Below are 15,181 nucleotides of genomic sequence, written 5' to 3' on the forward strand. Positions count from 1 at the left end.
GGCGCAATGGTGCATCGCGGCAAGTGCCACGAATGTGCTAGGATTTGTTAGGGATATCGGGGCTCAGCCGCGTTTGCGCGCCAGCGGATAGCTGCCGAACATCTGCACCTGCTTGCAGTGGAAAGCGAGCTCTTCCAGCGCGCGATCCACCGCCGGATTACCCCCAGAACCGCTGGGCGCGCCGATGATGTCGGCATAGAACATGCTGGCGGAAAAGCTGGCCCCCTTCTGGTAGCTTTCCAGCTTGGTCATATTGACACCGTTCGTCGCAAATCCGCCCAGCGCCTTGTAAAGCGCGGCAGGGATGTTCTTCACTTCGAACACGAAGGTGGTCATCGCCTCCTGCCCTGCGAGCGAGGCCGGGCCGAGCGGTTCGCGCGCCAGCACCACAAAGCGCGTGGTGTTGTCGGCGCTGTCTTCGACATTCCGCTCCACGATTTGCAGCCCGTAGAGGTCCGCCGCGAGCGAGGGCGCGATGGCGGCGACGGTCGGATCATTCAATTCCGCCACATGGGCGGCCGCGCCTGCCGTATCCGAATGGCCAAGCGGCACCATGTCTCGATCTCGCAGGAACGCCCGGCTTTGGCTGAGGGCATGGGGATGGCTGTAGGCGGCCTTGAATGGGCCGGTGCCGCTCACCGCCATCAGGTCGTGATGGATCGGCATGAAATGCTCGCCTACAATGAAAAGCCCGCTTTCGGGCAGCAGGAAATGGATATCCGCGACCCGCCCGGCTTGCGAATTGTCGATGGGGATCATTGCGCAGGATGCGCGGCCATCCTTCACCGCCTCGATCGCGCCGGCAAAGCTGTAGCATGGCAGCGGCAGCGCCTCGGGCGCCCATTCATTCACCGCGCGGTGGGAATTGGCCCCGGGCGCGCCCTGGAAAGCAATTGCGCGCGCAGGTTCCCCGGCGGCGGCAGCGCGCATGGTTTCGACCATGGCTTGGGCGGGGGCAGCGTAGGAATCCATATCGGCGCCGTCGGTAGCGAGCGCGCCCGCGCCCGACAAGCGCGCATCCGGCTTGCCGCATGGCCCTTGCACGTTTCGCGCGTGGCGATTAGAGCGCGCGCAAACATCACGCATGGGCAGAACAGACTCGTCATGAACGACCGTAACAATACGATTTTCGGCTGGGTGCTTTTCAGCGGCGTCGTCGCTCTGGGCGCGTCCATCGCCTCGGCAACCTATTTCCAGGCTGACGATCCCGAACTGCCCGAAGGTGTGGAGCCGGGATACTTCATCGAAGGAGCGGTAGCTGGCGCAGAAGAAGACGTTCTGCCCGTCGCTTACTACCTCAACCAAGGCACGGCTGCTGCCGGTGAAGGCGTGTTCGCGCGCTGCCAGGCTTGCCACAATGTCAATGCGGGCGGCGCGAATGGCCTCGGCCCTGCGCTGCACGGCATTGTCGGCGCGCCCAAGGCTGCCGTGGCCGGGTTCGATTATTCCTCCGCGCTCACCGAGATGGGCGGCGAATGGACATTCGAGAACCTCGACGCATGGCTCGCCAATCCGCGCCAATATGCGCCGGGCAACAAAATGAGCTTCCCCGGTCTTTCTGACCCGCAGGCCCGTGCAGACGTCATCCTTTACATGCGGGAAAATGGCGGCGGCCCGCCGATCCCTGAGTATGTCGAGGAAGCGCCGGCGGAGGGCGAAGGCGATGAAGACGCCGGCGTCGAAGAAGGTGTGACGGGCGAAGCGGCCGGCACTGCTGCCGAGCAGAACGCCGAAGGCGACACGCTCACCGCGACCGAAATTTCGCAGTAATTATCCGGTACGAGTTCCTGCGACGGCAGGAACCGCCACCAATAGAGAACGGCGCGTGCTGCATTACGCTCCTGCCTTCGCAGGAGCGCAGCTGCCGTCAGTCCTCGTCGCGGCCCTTGAAACCCTGAGCCACCACGTACCACTCGCTGGAGCCCTTGCGGCTGGCGGGCGGCTTGGCGTGCTTCACCGTCTTGAAATGCTTCTTCAGCAGGTCGAGCAATTCCTTGTCGGTGCCGCCAGCAAAGCCCTTGGCGACGAATGCGCCGCCTGTCTCCAGCACTTCGACAGCAAACCACGCCGCCGCTTCGACAAGGGCCATGGTGCGCAAATGATCGGTCTGCTTGTGGCCCACCGTATTGGCCGCCATGTCCGACATGACGAGGTCGGGCGAACCGTCCAGCGCGGCGGTCAGCGCGGCTGGCGCGGCGTCGTCCATGAAATCCATCAGCAGGATTTCGACGCCTTCGATGGGTTCCGTCTCCAATATGTCAATACCGACAATCGCCGCCTTCGGCGCGCGGCGGCGCACCACCTGCGCCCAGCCGCCCGGCGCAATGCCCAAGTCGACCACACGTTTCGCGCCTTTCACGAGGCCGAAGCGATCATCGAGCTCGATCAGCTTGAACGCCGCGCGGCTGCGATAATCCTCTTCTTTCGCACGCTTGACGTAAGGGTCGTTCAGCTGCCGCTCCAGCCAGCGCTGGCTGGATGCCTTGCGCTTCTTGGCGGTCTTCAGCCTCCGCACCGAATCCTTGCCTGCGCGCGCCATCAGTTGCCCGCCGACCGATCTTTCAATCGTCGCAGCGCCGCCTGTGCTTCAGCCCCTTCGGCATCGGCGGACATCAGGCTTCGCAGGATGCCTTCGCGGATGCCGCGGTCGGCCACGCCCAGCCGGTCCGCCGGCCAGATGTCGAGAATGGCATCGAGTATCGCGCATCCGGCCACAACCAGATCGGCGCGGTCCTGTCCGATACAATCGAGCTGGCTGCGCTCTTGCGGCGACATGCCGGAAAGCCGCTGCGAGATATTGCGCATGGAATCGGACGGCACGATCAGCCCGTCCACCGCCTTGCGATCGTAATGCGGCAGGCCGAGATGGACGCTGGCAAGCGTCGTCACCGTGCCGCTGGTGCCCAGCAGGCGCTGGTCTTCGGACTGGTGCGGCTCGATACGCTGCGCGAAGTCGGCAAAACTGTCTTTCACCAGCTGCATCATCTTCGCATAGCGCGCGAGGCGACCGGCTTCGTCGGCAGGTTCCATGCCGACCGTTTCGGACAGCGATACCACGCCCCAAGGCACACTCTGCCAGTCGAGAATGCGCGGTACAGGAGCGCCCGGTTCGATCAGCACCAGCTCGGTCGAGCCTCCACCGATGTCGAAGATGATGGCAGGTCCGATGCCGTCTTCCAGCAGGATGTGGCAACCGAGCACGGCGAGGCGTGCCTCCTCCTGCGCGCTGATGATATCGAGCACGATGCCCGTTTCCTCGCGCACCCGGTCTATGAATGCAGCGCCATTTGTCGCGCGGCGGCATGCCTCGGTAGCGACCGAGCGGGCGAGGTGAACATTGCGGCGGCGCAGCTTGTCGGCACACACTTTGAGGGCACCCAGCGCGCGGTCCATCGCATGGTCGGACAGGCGGCCTGTCTGCGCTAGTCCCTCGCCAAGGCGAACGACGCGCGAGAAGGCATCGATCACCACGAAATTCTCGTCGGACGGACGCGCAATCAACAGGCGGCAATTATTGGTGCCGAGATCGATGGCCGCATAGGCCTGTCTGTAGGATTTGTGCGGGGGGCGACGCCATTGCCGCGCATCGCGGTCTTGCCCCTGCTGCTGCCTGCCGGACCTGTTTCTCTGGCCGCTGCTTGCGTTCTGCCGCCCCCGCCGATGCCCTTGTCGATCCTGGTGCGGCCCGTTTCCGGCCTTCTTGCGTCGATCCGGCGGATTGATATCCGCCATAGTTTCGTACTTCCGATATGTCATCCACCCGACAGGGATGGAAACCTGCCATAAGGCTAGACCATGGCGGGGATCGGCACAAGTCGCGCGCGAATCACGCGCGTGTCGGCAGTGTTTGCGCGAAGGGAGAGGCAAGGGCGGGCAGCAGTGCGATGTCGCGCTCCGCCAGCGCATCGTTCACGCCGATGGTGATGCGATGCTGCAGCACATCGTCGCGGTAGGTGCCATGCAGCCGGTCCCATACGGTGAGGCCAGCGGTCCAGTTCGCATCCATCTCGTCCAGCTTCTGGCTATGATGGATGCCGTGCAGTCGCGGCGTCGCGATGACGGTTCGGAGCGCCCTGTCCACCTGTTTCGGCAGGCGAAGATTGGAATGGTGGAACAGCACGGACGCGATGAAGAAGCCGCGCCATAGATCATGTGTTTGCGGATCCGCCCCCGACAGGCGAACCTGCGCCATGCGCATGGGCGTGGAGATCAGCATGTCGGCGGCATGGAAGCGGATGGCGGTCGAGGCGTCGAGATCGGGATCGAGGTGATGCACACGGTGGAAGCGCCACAGGAACGGCAATTTATGCGTCGCCACGTGCCAGAGGTAATAGGTGTAATCCATCAGCAGGAATGCAGCGATCCGCCCTGGCCATCCTCTGATGCGGTGCTGGATGCCGCGTTTTGCGCGCGCGTTTTCCTGCGCGATGCTCTCGGTGAGCGGCGCTTCGCTGGCCATGATGACGGCCTGGCAGGCAAGGCCCATCGCGCCGTTGCGCGCGAGGCGCGGCAATTGCTGCCTTGTACGCTGGCGCAGCGGCCTGGCCCGCTCCGCTAGAAGTAGCGCGCCGACGGCTGCCCCCGCGACGGCGAACCCGACAATTTTGGCGAGACGTTTGGCCATGGCCGGACAATGCGCCATCGCCTTTGCCGGGTCCAGCCTGTAGGAGGCTAGGGGTGACCGATCCGACGATTGCCCTCTTCGCCAAATATCCCGTGCCCGGTCTCGCCAAGACGCGGCTGGCACCGATGCTGGGAGAGGAAGGCGCGGCAGCGCTGCATCGCAGGCTGGTCAAGCGGACTATGGCGACGATGCGGCAGAGTGGCTTGCCGTTTTCCGTCTATTTCACAGGGGCTTCGCGGCAGGATTTTGCCGACTGGCTGGGCGACGATGTGCCGCTGGTGGAGCAGCGCGAGGGCGATCTGGGCGAGCGATTGGCGCGCGTAGCGTCGCCCGCGATCCTGCTTGGCGCGGACATTCCCGGACTGGCCGCGCGGCACTTGCGCGATGCGGCGGCGGCATTGGAAAAACATGACGTTGTTATCGGTCCGGCCAGCGATGGCGGCTATTATCTCATTGGATTCGGGAAAGAATATCCCTTCCTATGGCGAGGATTGGAATGGGGCACCGAGAGCGTCCTGGCGGACACTGAACGCTTTCTGCAGGCACACAGCGTATCCTACAGCCTGCTGGACGAACTCGACGACTGCGACCGGCCCGAAGACCTCGCCAAATGGCCGGACCTGCTGGCGTGACCACCGCAATCGTCATCCCGATGCTGAATGAGCAGGCGGCCTTGCCGACGCTGATCGCAAAGCTGGCGCGTCTCGATCCCGCGCCGGACGAAATCATCGCGGTCGATGGCGGCAGCGCGGATGCATCGGTGAAACTTGCCGGTGCGGCCGGGTGGCGTGTCATTACTGCCGAGCGCGGGCGCGCCAACCAGATCAATGCGGGCGTGGCGGCGGCGGCAACCGACATTGTCGTTGTGCTGCATGCCGACACCGTGCCGCCAGCCGATATGGTGGCGGTGATCGAGGAAACGCTGTCCGATCACAGAATCTCGCTGGCAGGCTTCACCCCCATCATTCGCGGGCCGGACAAGGTCCGCTGGGGCACCACGGCACATAATTGGGCCAAGACCTGGTACGCGCCGCTTGTCGCGAGGCCGCACCTGTTCTTTCGCGGCGTCCGACTGCTCTTCGGCGACCACGCCATGTTCTTCCGCCGCGCGCATTTCCTGGAAAGCGGAGGCTGCACGCCGGGCGAAATGGTGATGGAGGAGGCGGACTTATGCGTCCGCCTGTCGCGCTATGGCCGGGTCAAACTGCTGCGCCGAACCGTGGAAACATCGGACAGGCGCATCGCCGAATGGGGCGCGCTGAAAGCGAACTGGATTTATTTCAAGGTCGGCATGCTTTGGGCGTTCGGCGCGAAGAAGCGGCTGGCGGACATGTATCCGGATGTGCGGTGATGATTCGGCAGACCGTTCGTGCTGAGCCGGTGGCTACATGAGCCGTCTTCGAGTCCGAAGTACGATTGACACGAACCGCACTTTCGCCCTTCGACAAGCTCAGGACGAACGGGGGCTTACGCCCTCGGAAGATACCCCACCGCGATGGCGTATTTTATCATCCGGTCCAGCCATGCGCTGTCGGTGGGCGGACTTTCCAGTCCCGTCATTTTGCGGAAGCGCGTGTCGTCGAAGCGCGGGTTGCGGGTGAAATAGGGGCCGAATGTGCCGAGCATCCGGCCGGCCAGCATGCGCTCGGCAGGCGCGAGATTGGCGGGCACATATCGGTCCGGCGAAACCACTTCGGGACTTGGGAAATGATCCACGCGCCCAACGCCGTGCGCCAATTCGGCGGCAGCCAGCGGGGCGTCGGCGACGAGGTGATAATATCCGCCTTGCGCCTCTTCCATCCGCTCCGCCAGCACCGCTATGCCTTCTGCAACGTGGTCGATGGGCACGAGATCGAGCGTCGATCCTTCGATCACCGGAAATTGCGTCACCTTGCCGCGCGCCATCAGGCGGAAGACATTGGTGAGCGAGGGAAAGTCGCGGATCGCACCGGTCTCGCTGTCGCCCAGCACGATGGAGGGGCGCGCTATCGCAAAAGGCACGCCGCTACCCGCCACCGCCGCCTCGGCCCGCGCCTTGCTGGCTTCGTAGCGGTTGGTGAACTGCCTGTCGGCAGGCACCGGAGCCTCGGGAATGTCGCCCTCTTCCAGCCCGCTGACATAGGCGGTGCTGACATGCAGGAAGGCCGCACCCGCCGCCTTTGCAAAGGCGAGCGCATTGCGCGTGCCCTCGACATTGACGGCCTGCAAGTCCACCTCCGACGCATCGAATTCGAGGCTGGCCGCGCAATGGATGACCACATCCTGCGGCGCCGGCTCGACCCCCATCATCGGTTGGGTGACATCGCCGCTGACGATGGTGATATCATCCACCAGCGTGCCATCGTTGCCGCGCACTTCGGGGTTGCGGCGGACCATGCCGGTCACGCTATGCTCACGCGCTGCCAGCCGTGCGCAAACCTCGCCGCCGATCAGCCCGGCGGCGCCGGTGACTAGGATCTTCAGCAACAGGCCGCGCCGGTGGCAGCGGGCGCATCGGCGCTCTGGCCGAAGGGCACCGCCGTTCCGCAACCCGGGAACACGCCATAATGCCGCGAGAAATCGCCGATAAAGTCGAAATGCGCGGCAAAGCGTGTTTCGGCCAGCATCAGCCAGGTGTTGCCGCATACCCGGAAGACGCGGCCTGCCTCTATGGCATGATGCGCGTCCAGTTCGAACTCCCGCTCATGCTCGGGCACCGTCCCTTTATAGACGACTGCCTGCCCGTAATCCTCGCATTGCGGTTCCAGCCCGGCGAGCTTGAAGAGGCGATAGGTGGCCGATACGAAATTGATGCCTGCCAGCTTCTCGGCTGCCTCACGGTCATTGATGCCCAGCGGGCGGTCGGTGACGAGGCGCGGATCGGCAAAGCCTGCCGCCTTGGCGATGGCATCGAAGTCGCCCCAGTAGAGCGCGCCGGACAGGCACTCGCCATGCAGCATCGGATCGTTCAGCAGGTGCTCGGGCACGCGGCGGTCTGCATATACGTCGGAGAAATAGAGCTCGCCGCCCGGTTTCAGCAGCCGATGCGCGGCGCGGAACACCGCTTCCTTGTCCGCCACCAGATTGATGACGCAGTTGGAAACGATGATGTCGAAGCTCTCCGGCTCCAGCCCCAGCTGGTCCAGTTTCTCGATATCGCCTTCCACGAAATCGACATTGGCGTAACCGAATCGCTCCGCGTGCCAATCCTTGTGCGCATTGGCGACGGCCAGCTGTTCCGGCGTGGCATCGACGCCTGTCACATGGCCATCCTTGCCGACCAGTTGCGCAAGCAAATAGGCATCCTGTCCGCTGCCCGATCCGAGATCGAGAACCCGCGCGCCTTCAAGCGCCTGCGGGACCACGAGGCCGCAGCCGTAATAGCGCGCTTTCACCTCTTCGTGCACGTTCTTCAGCGCCTGCATCACGGCGGATGAGGGCATCTCGAAGGTGCAGCAGGCATCGGTGCGCAGATCGCCCGATCCGCCCAGCACCTTGCCGTAATAATCCTGCGAATTCTGGAGATTCATGAAACTCTTTTCCTCTGCCGAGCGAATGGATGGGCCATAGCAGGAAGCATTTCGTTTCCCAGCGCCTTTGCGTTACCGACAGGGGACTTATGGATTATTCGCATGATGTTATCGTGATCGGTGGCGGCGCTGCCGGGCTGACGGCAGCGGGTGGCTGCGCGCTGTTCGGCCTGAAGGTGGCCTTGATCGAAGGTCACAAGATGGGCGGTGAGTGCCTGAACAATGGCTGCGTGCCTTCCAAAGCGCTTATCACCAGCGCGCGGCGTGCCGCCGAAGCGCGCGAGGAAAAGCGCGCCGGGGTGCAACTGGCCGCGCCGGTGGTCGATTGGCAGGGCGTGCATGGCCATGTGCACAAGGCCATCGCCGATATCGCCCCACACGATTCGAAAGAGACGTTCGAGGAGATGGGCTGCGAAGTCATTCAGGACTGGGCGAAGCTTACCGGCAAGCATTCGGTGGAAGTCGGCGGCCGCATGCTGACCGCGCCGCGCATCGTCATTGCCACGGGTAGCGGGCCGTTTGTGCCGCCGATCCCGGGGCTGGACGATGTGGACTATCTCACCAATGAGAATCTGTTCGACCTTACCAAGCAGCCTGACCATCTCGTCATCATCGGTGGCGGCGTGATCGGCATGGAAATGGCGCAGAGTTTCCGCCGCCTGGGCAGCGAAGTGACGGTGATCGAGCCGGGCGAGCCGATGGGCCGCGACGACCGCGACAGCGTGGCCGTGGTAGTCAATGCGATGACGCGCGAGGGTGTGCGCTTCGTGAAGGGCAAGGCCGAGAAGGTAGCGAAAAGCGCCGATGGCGGCGTAACGATCACCACCGACGGGGGCGAGGAGGTGAGCGGATCGCACCTGCTGATAGCCGTCGGGCGCAAGGCGCGTACCGAAGGTTATGGGCTGGAAAAGCTGGGCATTGAGACGGGCCGCAACGGCATCGTGGTGGACGAGCGCCGCCGCACCAATCTCAAGCACATCTATGCCATCGGCGATTGTCGGGATGGGCCGCGCCTGACGCATGTTTCCGGCTATGAAGGCAGTCGCGTCGTGCTGGAAATCGCGCTCGGCCTGCCGAGTAAGGTGGATTACAAGGCGCTGCCCTGGTGCACCTACACCTCGCCCGAGGTCGGCCAGATCGGCCTTACCGAAAGCGAAGCGCGCGAAAAGTATGGCGACAAGCTGAAAGTCATCACCGAAGGCTTCGACCACAACGAACGCGCAATCGCCGAGGGCGAGACGCTGGGCCACGTCAAGGTGATGTTCAACGGCAAGAAGGTCGTCGGCGCCAGCGTATGTGGCAAGAATGCGGGCGAATTGCTGCTGCCGTTCACGCAAATGATTACTGGCAAGGCGGGCAGTTTCGATATGGGCGGCGCGATCATTTCCTATCCGACCCGCTCCGAAATCGTGAAGGCGGCATCCTTCAGCGCGTGGGAGCCGACGGTTTTCGGCAAATGGCCCAAGAGCTGGGTCGCATTCCTCGCGAAATTGCGTCGGGCCTTCTGATGGCTACCCGTTTGCTCTCTCGCAATGCGCCCGATGGGCCATCGCCCTTTGCCGTTGCGGCGGAGGCGCTGCCCGCGGGCAAGTTCACCGATCCGCTGCGCACGGCGGATGGCTCAGCCCGCGCTACGGTGAGCCTGCGTCAGCTCGATACGCTGTGGTTCGCCACAGGCACGCTGTGCAACCTCGCCTGCGCCAATTGCTATATCGAGAGCAGTCCCACCAACGACGCCTTGATCTATATGAGTGCAGCGCATGTGACGCGTTTCCTCGACGAGATTGCGGCAAGCGGGCGTTCGGTGCGCGAAATCGCCTATACGGGCGGCGAACCGTTCATGAACCCGGAGATCATCGCACTGATCGAAGAGCCGCTGCGGCGCGGCTTCGAGGTGTTGGTGCTGTCCAATGCGATGAAGCCGATGCGTCGGCAAGAGGCCGAGCTGCTGCGCCTGCGCGAGACGTATGGCGACAAGATGACCGTCCGCGTTTCCATCGATCACCATACGCGAGGAGTGCACGAAGCAGAGCGTGGCCCGCGAAGCTGGGAGCCGATGCTGGACGGGATGCGCTGGCTGTCCGCCAACGGCTTTTCGCTCGCCGCTGCGGGGCGCAGCCTTGCAGGTGAAACGGAGACGCAGGCGCGCAATGCCTATCGCCTTCTGTTCGAAAGCGAAGGCATTTCGGTCGATACCGCCGATCGGGCGCGTCTCGTGCTGTTCCCCGAAATGGATGCGAGCGCGGACATCGCGGAGATCAGCACCGATTGCTGGGGCATTCTCGGCAAATCGCCCGATGATGTGATGTGCGCCAGCAGCCGTATGATCGTGCATCGCAAAGGCGAAGAGGCACCGCGCGTCGTCGCCTGCACATTGCTGCCGTATGACCCGGAATTCGACCTCGGGAGCACTATCGATGAAGCGGACCGCGAAGTGCCATTGAACCATCCGCATTGCGCGCGTTTCTGCGTGCTGGGCGGGGCGAGTTGCTCGGCCTGACGGAACCGATGGCGCGCAGCCCGCGTTCAGCCTCCATGTCCATCCGTGCCACCATCGCCCTCGGCGCCGCAGCTTGCCTCGCCATCCTGGCTGTTCCCGCCGCCGCGCAGGACCGCATCGACGGCACCTATCGCGATTCGGGTGGCTATGTCGAAATCACGGTCGCGCCCTGTGGCAGTGCGCGCTGCGGCACAATCAGCCGTATCATCCGCAACAAGCCGGGCGAGCCGGACCGCGACGTGCATAACGATGATCCCTCGCTCCGCGACCGGCCGATCCTCGGCATCCGGTTGCTGAGCAATCTACGCTGGGATGACGGCGCATGGCGCGGCAGCGTCTACAATCCGGAGGACGGTAACACCTACCGCACCGAAGTGCGGCGCCGCGCCGATGGCTCGCTGGAAGTGAAGGGCTGCGTCACGCTGTTCTGCCGCACGCGCGTGTGGCCCCGCAGCTGACTGCGCCTAGGGCGCAATCAACCTGCTTGACCGAACCCAGCCCCCGCGTTAGTGGGCCGCCCTCTGATATTGCCCCGTCGTCTAATGGTAAGACTACGGACTCTGACTCCGTCAATTGAGGTTCGAATCCTCACGGGGCATCCAGACCTCCGGTATTTCGGCGCAAACGCACAAAGCCCTATCTAGCCGATAACCCTGACATTTTTATACATTCCTGCCGTCACGAACGGAAAGGAATCGCTATGGGACAAACCAATCTCCGGGCTTCGCTAAGGAAGCGTCACTCGCAACTCAAAGGGCAGCGCGATGATCTGGCGCTTCGGATCGAAGCAGTGAAGCGGGACATGGCGAAGTTGGATGAGCTGGAGGCGGAGCTTCCTAAGCTCGACGAACTGATTAGGGCCTCCGAGCTTCTGTTGAAGGACAACGATCCAGACTTTGATCCAGACGAGAATCCTCCGCTAAAGCCTTGGACCCACCACATTCCTGTCCCCTTCGGTCAGTGCGGCCGGCGAGGGCTTAAGGTGCTTAAGGAGGCTAACGCTGCCATGAGCGTTAGGCAAGTGGCCCAGCAAGTGCTGCGAGAAGTCGGCGTCGATGAGCCTGAGTTGGAGACCTTGCGCCGCGTGCAGAACGCTATCGAGTCCTCTTTTCGCAAGTTCGATGGGCGGACCGTGGAATCGTCCGGAGCCTATCCGAAGCAATGGCGCTCAATAGTAAAACGGGAACTTAAATTCGATCCGTAATAGTAAAGCAAAAAATGCGGTTATGTAAATTTTCAATTGCGGTAAGCGCATGTAAATAAAAGATATTTACATCCTCAACGAATCGGCATAGGAAGAGGATTCCATCCCAAAAATGGGTGGAGCCGCAAGCACTGGCGTGTACTTGCGGCCCCTATCAACACCTGACTTTGTACAAGAAAGCGAGGTGAGCCGTGTAGATCAACTGCGCGTCACGATTCTATACGTGACTCTTATTATGGAGTCCAGACAATAATTTAGTCCTCGCCGAGATGGAGATTTTTCACTTCCATCGCGGCGAGGCACTGGAATAGGAAGGCCGCCGAGAAGGAGCCTCTAGCGATCTTGTTCGCGACGTTCCGCGCATTGTCTTCGATTCCAAGCTCCTCCAGCTTCTGAACCAGTTCGGGTGCATTCACCTGCCTGCGAGCCATTTCGGCTTTCAGGACGCTCTTCGCATAGCTGTTCCAGTCGCGCACATTCACCTCCAACCAAGGTTTATCATCAAATATGGTGAAAAGTCACTTGACAGAACCGGACTCATTCATCAAATTCGATGCAATATCACTGCATCGGAGGATAAGTCGCAACATTTTCTCATTTCGGCAAGGGCTAGGACGCTTGATGTCAAGCGGATCGCTCGCATGTCCGAAGAGGAAGCAGTCGATGTGTTTATCGCGTTGCGATATAGCGATACAGGCGGCGAGCCGTTCTGTTCAAAGTGCAGATGTCAGGTAACCTACAAGATCAATCGCACGATCAAGAATCGCAAGACAGGTGAGATCACCGGCACGAGCCGAAAATACACTTGCGCTGATTGCGGCCACCAATTCTCCCCTACAGCCGGCACTATCTTCCATTCCCGGAAGCTCGAACATCGGGACATACTGCTTGGCGTGGCGCTCTGGATCAATGGAGCGAAGGGGATGGCCGCACTGGAACTGTGTCGCCAAATGAACATGAACGTAAAGTCGGCCTTTGTGGTCGAGCAAAAGCTTCGCGAAGTGATCGGCTCGATCCAACACGCCCGGAAGCTATCCGGCATCGTGGAAGGCGATGCCACCTATGTCGGCGGCTACGTGAAGCCGGCGAACTTCAAAAAGAACAGGGCTGATAGGCGTAGGCTGGCAAACCAATCTGGCAGGAGGCAGGCCGTAACAGTCCTCAGGGAGCGCAACGGAAGGACGCGGGCATTCGTTCAGAGCGAGAAAGATACCGCTACCAAAATGCTCGATTTAGTTGAGCTAGGTAGTGAGATCATCACAGATGAGAATAAAGCTTGGGACAGCCTAGACGCGATTTTTGATCGGAAGCGCATCAACCATGATGGGCGCGACGTGGCGAACTATGGCGAAGCCGCATATTCCAAAGAGGGTGTTAGCACCAATCAGGCGGAGTCCGCTCACGCTCGCCTCAAGCGTTCACAGATGGGCGTTCACCACCGTATCTCCGGCAAATACCTGCAAGGTTACGCAGACGAGATGACATGGCGAGAGGACGTGCGCCGTTTGTCGAACGGCGAGCAGTTCCTCCAGCTCGTAACCGCCGGTCTGCACCACCCTCGCTCGAAGCGAATGGTCGGCAAGTGGCAGCGAAAGAAGAGGGCCGCGTAGTGGCTACGTTCTGCATCCATCTTATGGCGCAGAAGGAGCCGCTGTCAGTCGACTTGCCCTTCGACGGGATTGATCAGCTTGTCGATCAGGCAAGTAGCTCAAGGTATATCGTCGGGCACTTGGCAGTGCCCGACGAGGAAGGTGTGTGTCGGCGGGTAATGATTGCGACGAGCCGCATTCAGTGTGCCGTGGAGGTTGACTAACCCGCGAAGGGATCGCGCTCGGCTCCTGCGCACCTCAGCGTGGCGTTGAAAGCGTCTTGGTCGCTTCGTGTTGGACCATGGATGAAGATCATCTCGTTTCGGTGATAAACTGAGATCGTAATCATCATAGGAAACATGTTGCGGGCATAGCGCTCTGGGATCGGGATGCGCACAAACGAAAATTCTGGATTTCGAACTACCGCATATCGCGTTGTGAGGAGACGATAGCTCCGGAAATTAACGCTGAGGTTCACGTGATCGCGTGATGTGAGCGCGGCCCAATTGCGGTTGCCGAGAAGGAGCGTCAATGATCCATCGACGCTGCTGACCTCATAGACGACGGTCGTACCATCGGACGCTGTTGCTTCCATGAAGCAACCGCCGTCGAATGAGTTGATCGACCAGACGCCTACCCTTTGGACGGTCTCTTGCGCTCTTACCGACACCGCGCTCGCACACATGACGAGCAACGCCATGACGAAGATTCGCATAAACTACCCCATGTTCGGCCCGGCTGGTGCCGGGACGGTTAGTCACGCACGAACATGGGTAAGCACGCCCCACTTATTCGGCCTTGCGGCCTGTTGTATTCAGCGGGCCGCCCGACAAAGGCGGACCCATGTTCAGTGCGCGAAACGCACACCTCCCAGCGGTGACTAAGCCGGTGAGAGATGCGGCTAAACTATGCGGGAAACATTGACTTTTCAATAAATTTGATGTAAGATTGCGATCTTCGATCGCGAGGCGATCAATTACCTTTCTTTTCGGACAATCCTTGCTCGCCGCTTGGCCAGTAGCGATAGTTGTCTGCTATCGGGCGTAACCTGAACAGCGGTTATCGGCGCTATAAGGAGCCGAGAAAGCAAAACACGCTATGTTAACTCTGCGTTTTTAGAATGCGAAGAAAGAGCGGGAACTGGGTAACTCAACAAAAAGTTGACCTATGCACAGCCAACCCGCATATTGCTAAATGAGAAAGGAGCTAGAACAATGCTGAACTTCGCCCACGAAGCGGCGGTCGACGTGAACGCTCCGCGCGCTGCGAAGCCACGAAAAATCGATCGCAAAGAGCTTCGCAAAAAGATCAACGAGAATTTTTCGAAGTCTCTTGAATACCTTTCAAAGTGAGCCGCAATGGCTCGATTTCGAAGATGTGATCGACATCCAGCGTGAGCAAATTGAGCTCCACGGTGGACCACATGGCGTAATTGATGACGGGCTCGTCCGCAGCGCTTTGGGACGAGCCCGTACTTTATACGATATCACTGGAGAGTCAGATATTCTGACGCTGGGCGTGACACTCGGATTAGGCCTCGCAAAGAACCACGGCTTTGTTGACGGCAATAAGCGAGCTGGCGTTTTTGCAATGATCGAATTTATGGCGATCAACGGGTATTGGCTCGATTTGCCTAATGACACCTATCTAGGTGAATTGTTTGAGGCTGCGGTTGCCGGAGCGATTAGCGACGCTGATTTGGTTGCCGCCTTAGATGAGTATACAACGGAGATGCCAGACTAGCTGGGATAATTA

General features: G+C 61.0%; 18 protein-coding genes and 1 tRNA gene. 11 read left to right on the top strand and 8 right to left on the bottom strand.

The features are described from left to right. Positions 1–63 precede the first annotated feature (63 nt). Positions 64–972, bottom strand: coding sequence for a prephenate dehydratase (locus BMF35_RS12430; RefSeq protein ID WP_047007919.1), 909 nt, complete (start codon positions 970–972; stop codon positions 64–66). A gap of 132 nt (positions 973–1,104) precedes the next feature. Here BMF35_RS12430 and BMF35_RS12435 point away from each other — a divergent pair, with 132 nt between their 5' ends. Beyond that, on the top strand, positions 1,105–1,770 hold the full coding sequence (locus tag BMF35_RS12435; RefSeq protein ID WP_047007809.1) for a c-type cytochrome: 666 nt from the start codon (positions 1,105–1,107) through the stop codon (positions 1,768–1,770). Between the two features lie 97 nt (positions 1,771–1,867). Here BMF35_RS12435 and BMF35_RS12440 read toward each other — a convergent pair whose 3' ends face one another. From BMF35_RS12440 to BMF35_RS12450, 3 genes are all read right to left on the bottom strand, one after another. Further along, positions 1,868–2,539 carry an RlmE family RNA methyltransferase gene (locus tag BMF35_RS12440; protein WP_047007808.1) on the bottom strand — a complete coding sequence of 224 codons (672 nt, stop codon included), beginning with the start codon at positions 2,537–2,539 and terminating at the stop codon, positions 1,868–1,870. Then, positions 2,539–3,756: a Ppx/GppA phosphatase family protein gene (locus BMF35_RS12445; protein ID WP_052766150.1), complete on the bottom strand. Its 1,218-nt coding sequence runs from the start codon at positions 3,754–3,756 to the stop codon at positions 2,539–2,541. Before BMF35_RS12445 ends, BMF35_RS12440 begins: the two co-directional genes overlap by 1 nt. Before the next feature lie 70 nt (positions 3,757–3,826). Then, positions 3,827–4,624 carry a sterol desaturase family protein gene (locus BMF35_RS12450; protein WP_047007806.1) on the bottom strand — a complete coding sequence of 266 codons (798 nt, stop codon included), beginning with the start codon at positions 4,622–4,624 and terminating at the stop codon, positions 3,827–3,829. 53 nt (positions 4,625–4,677) lie between these two features. Between BMF35_RS12450 and BMF35_RS12455 the strand changes: the two genes are divergently transcribed. Then, positions 4,678–5,256: a TIGR04282 family arsenosugar biosynthesis glycosyltransferase gene (locus BMF35_RS12455; protein WP_047007805.1), complete on the top strand. Its 579-nt coding sequence runs from the start codon at positions 4,678–4,680 to the stop codon at positions 5,254–5,256. Further along, on the top strand, positions 5,235–5,975 hold the full coding sequence (locus BMF35_RS12460; protein ID WP_047007804.1) for a glycosyltransferase: 741 nt from the start codon (positions 5,235–5,237) through the stop codon (positions 5,973–5,975). The genes BMF35_RS12455 and BMF35_RS12460 overlap by 22 nt, the downstream gene beginning before the upstream one ends. A 116-nt stretch (positions 5,976–6,091) precedes the next feature. Here the strand turns inward: BMF35_RS12460 and BMF35_RS12465 are convergent, their stop codons facing one another. Together BMF35_RS12465 and BMF35_RS12470 are read right to left on the bottom strand one after the other, a co-directional pair. Next, positions 6,092–7,090 (bottom strand): SDR family oxidoreductase, encoded by a 999-nt coding sequence (locus BMF35_RS12465; RefSeq protein ID WP_047007803.1) that lies wholly within the window; start codon positions 7,088–7,090, stop codon positions 6,092–6,094. After that, a complete protein-coding gene (locus tag BMF35_RS12470) occupies positions 7,084–8,133 on the bottom strand; it encodes a methyltransferase domain-containing protein (protein ID WP_047007802.1) in 1,050 nt (349 codons plus the stop codon). Before BMF35_RS12470 ends, BMF35_RS12465 begins: the two co-directional genes overlap by 7 nt. A gap of 89 nt (positions 8,134–8,222) precedes the next feature. Between BMF35_RS12470 and BMF35_RS12475 the strand changes: the two genes are divergently transcribed. The 5 genes from BMF35_RS12475 (at position 8,223) to BMF35_RS12495 (ending at position 11,837) form a co-directional block, all read left to right on the top strand. Further along, on the top strand, positions 8,223–9,641 hold the full coding sequence (locus tag BMF35_RS12475; protein WP_047007801.1) for a dihydrolipoyl dehydrogenase family protein: 1,419 nt from the start codon (positions 8,223–8,225) through the stop codon (positions 9,639–9,641). Further along, a complete protein-coding gene (locus BMF35_RS12480; RefSeq protein ID WP_082115749.1) occupies positions 9,641–10,633 on the top strand; it encodes a radical SAM protein in 993 nt (330 codons plus the stop codon). Before BMF35_RS12475 ends, BMF35_RS12480 begins: the two co-directional genes overlap by 1 nt. 35 nt (positions 10,634–10,668) lie before the next feature. Beyond that, positions 10,669–11,091 carry a DUF2147 domain-containing protein gene (locus BMF35_RS12485; protein WP_047007917.1) on the top strand — a complete coding sequence of 141 codons (423 nt, stop codon included), beginning with the start codon at positions 10,669–10,671 and terminating at the stop codon, positions 11,089–11,091. A gap of 70 nt (positions 11,092–11,161) precedes the next feature. Then, positions 11,162–11,235: transfer RNA gene (locus BMF35_RS12490), tRNA-Gln, on the top strand. Positions 11,236–11,333: 98 nt separating this feature from the next. Beyond that, a complete protein-coding gene (locus BMF35_RS12495) occupies positions 11,334–11,837 on the top strand; it encodes a hypothetical protein (RefSeq protein WP_047007800.1) in 504 nt (167 codons plus the stop codon). Positions 11,838–12,091: 254 nt separating this feature from the next. Here the strand turns inward: BMF35_RS12495 and BMF35_RS12500 are convergent, their stop codons facing one another. Continuing rightward, complete coding sequence (locus tag BMF35_RS12500) at positions 12,092–12,313, bottom strand: DUF6471 domain-containing protein (protein ID WP_156172199.1); 222 nt, start codon at positions 12,311–12,313, stop codon at positions 12,092–12,094. A gap of 84 nt (positions 12,314–12,397) precedes the next feature. Here BMF35_RS12500 and BMF35_RS12505 point away from each other — a divergent pair, with 84 nt between their 5' ends. Then, positions 12,398–13,447 (top strand): IS1595 family transposase, encoded by a 1,050-nt coding sequence (locus BMF35_RS12505; protein WP_071961231.1) that lies wholly within the window; start codon positions 12,398–12,400, stop codon positions 13,445–13,447. Positions 13,448–13,646: 199 nt separating this feature from the next. Here the strand turns inward: BMF35_RS12505 and BMF35_RS12515 are convergent, their stop codons facing one another. Beyond that, positions 13,647–14,141 carry a hypothetical protein gene (locus BMF35_RS12515; RefSeq protein WP_047007797.1) on the bottom strand — a complete coding sequence of 165 codons (495 nt, stop codon included), beginning with the start codon at positions 14,139–14,141 and terminating at the stop codon, positions 13,647–13,649. Positions 14,142–14,640: 499 nt separating this feature from the next. Here BMF35_RS12515 and BMF35_RS13735 point away from each other — a divergent pair, with 499 nt between their 5' ends. Together BMF35_RS13735 and BMF35_RS12520 are read left to right on the top strand one after the other, a co-directional pair. Beyond that, the gene (locus BMF35_RS13735) at positions 14,641–14,778 is read left to right on the top strand and encodes a hypothetical protein (RefSeq protein ID WP_162199253.1); all 138 of its coding nucleotides are present in this window, start codon (positions 14,641–14,643) and stop codon (positions 14,776–14,778) included. Next, positions 14,759–15,169 (top strand): type II toxin-antitoxin system death-on-curing family toxin, encoded by a 411-nt coding sequence (locus BMF35_RS12520; protein WP_162199251.1) that lies wholly within the window; start codon positions 14,759–14,761, stop codon positions 15,167–15,169. Before BMF35_RS13735 ends, BMF35_RS12520 begins: the two co-directional genes overlap by 20 nt. Positions 15,170–15,181: the final 12 nt, after the last annotated feature.

Source organism: Aurantiacibacter gangjinensis (assembly GCF_001886695.1).
Classification (GTDB): Bacteria; Pseudomonadota; Alphaproteobacteria; order Sphingomonadales; family Sphingomonadaceae; genus Alteraurantiacibacter; species Alteraurantiacibacter gangjinensis.

Excerpts from the sequence above, each read along its gene's own strand:
- BMF35_RS12430 (WP_047007919.1), bottom strand. The coding sequence starts at position 972 with ATGGATTCCTACGCTGCCCCCGCCCAAGCCATGGTCGAAACCATGCGC.
- BMF35_RS12435 (WP_047007809.1), top strand. The coding sequence starts at position 1,105 with ATGAACGACCGTAACAATACGATTTTCGGCTGGGTGCTTTTCAGCGGC.
- BMF35_RS12440 (WP_047007808.1), bottom strand. The coding sequence starts at position 2,539 with ATGGCGCGCGCAGGCAAGGATTCGGTGCGGAGGCTGAAGACCGCCAAG.
- BMF35_RS12445 (WP_052766150.1), bottom strand. The coding sequence starts at position 3,756 with ATGACATATCGGAAGTACGAAACTATGGCGGATATCAATCCGCCGGAT.
- BMF35_RS12450 (WP_047007806.1), bottom strand. The coding sequence starts at position 4,624 with ATGGCCAAACGTCTCGCCAAAATTGTCGGGTTCGCCGTCGCGGGGGCA.
- BMF35_RS12460 (WP_047007804.1), top strand. The coding sequence starts at position 5,235 with ATGGCCGGACCTGCTGGCGTGACCACCGCAATCGTCATCCCGATGCTG.
- BMF35_RS12470 (WP_047007802.1), bottom strand. The coding sequence starts at position 8,133 with ATGAATCTCCAGAATTCGCAGGATTATTACGGCAAGGTGCTGGGCGGA.
- BMF35_RS12475 (WP_047007801.1), top strand. The coding sequence starts at position 8,223 with ATGGATTATTCGCATGATGTTATCGTGATCGGTGGCGGCGCTGCCGGG.
- BMF35_RS12480 (WP_082115749.1), top strand. The coding sequence starts at position 9,641 with ATGGCTACCCGTTTGCTCTCTCGCAATGCGCCCGATGGGCCATCGCCC.
- BMF35_RS12485 (WP_047007917.1), top strand. The coding sequence starts at position 10,669 with ATGTCCATCCGTGCCACCATCGCCCTCGGCGCCGCAGCTTGCCTCGCC.
- BMF35_RS12495 (WP_047007800.1), top strand. The coding sequence starts at position 11,334 with ATGGGACAAACCAATCTCCGGGCTTCGCTAAGGAAGCGTCACTCGCAA.
- BMF35_RS12515 (WP_047007797.1), bottom strand. The coding sequence starts at position 14,141 with ATGCGAATCTTCGTCATGGCGTTGCTCGTCATGTGTGCGAGCGCGGTG.
- BMF35_RS13735 (WP_162199253.1), top strand. The coding sequence starts at position 14,641 with ATGCTGAACTTCGCCCACGAAGCGGCGGTCGACGTGAACGCTCCGCGC.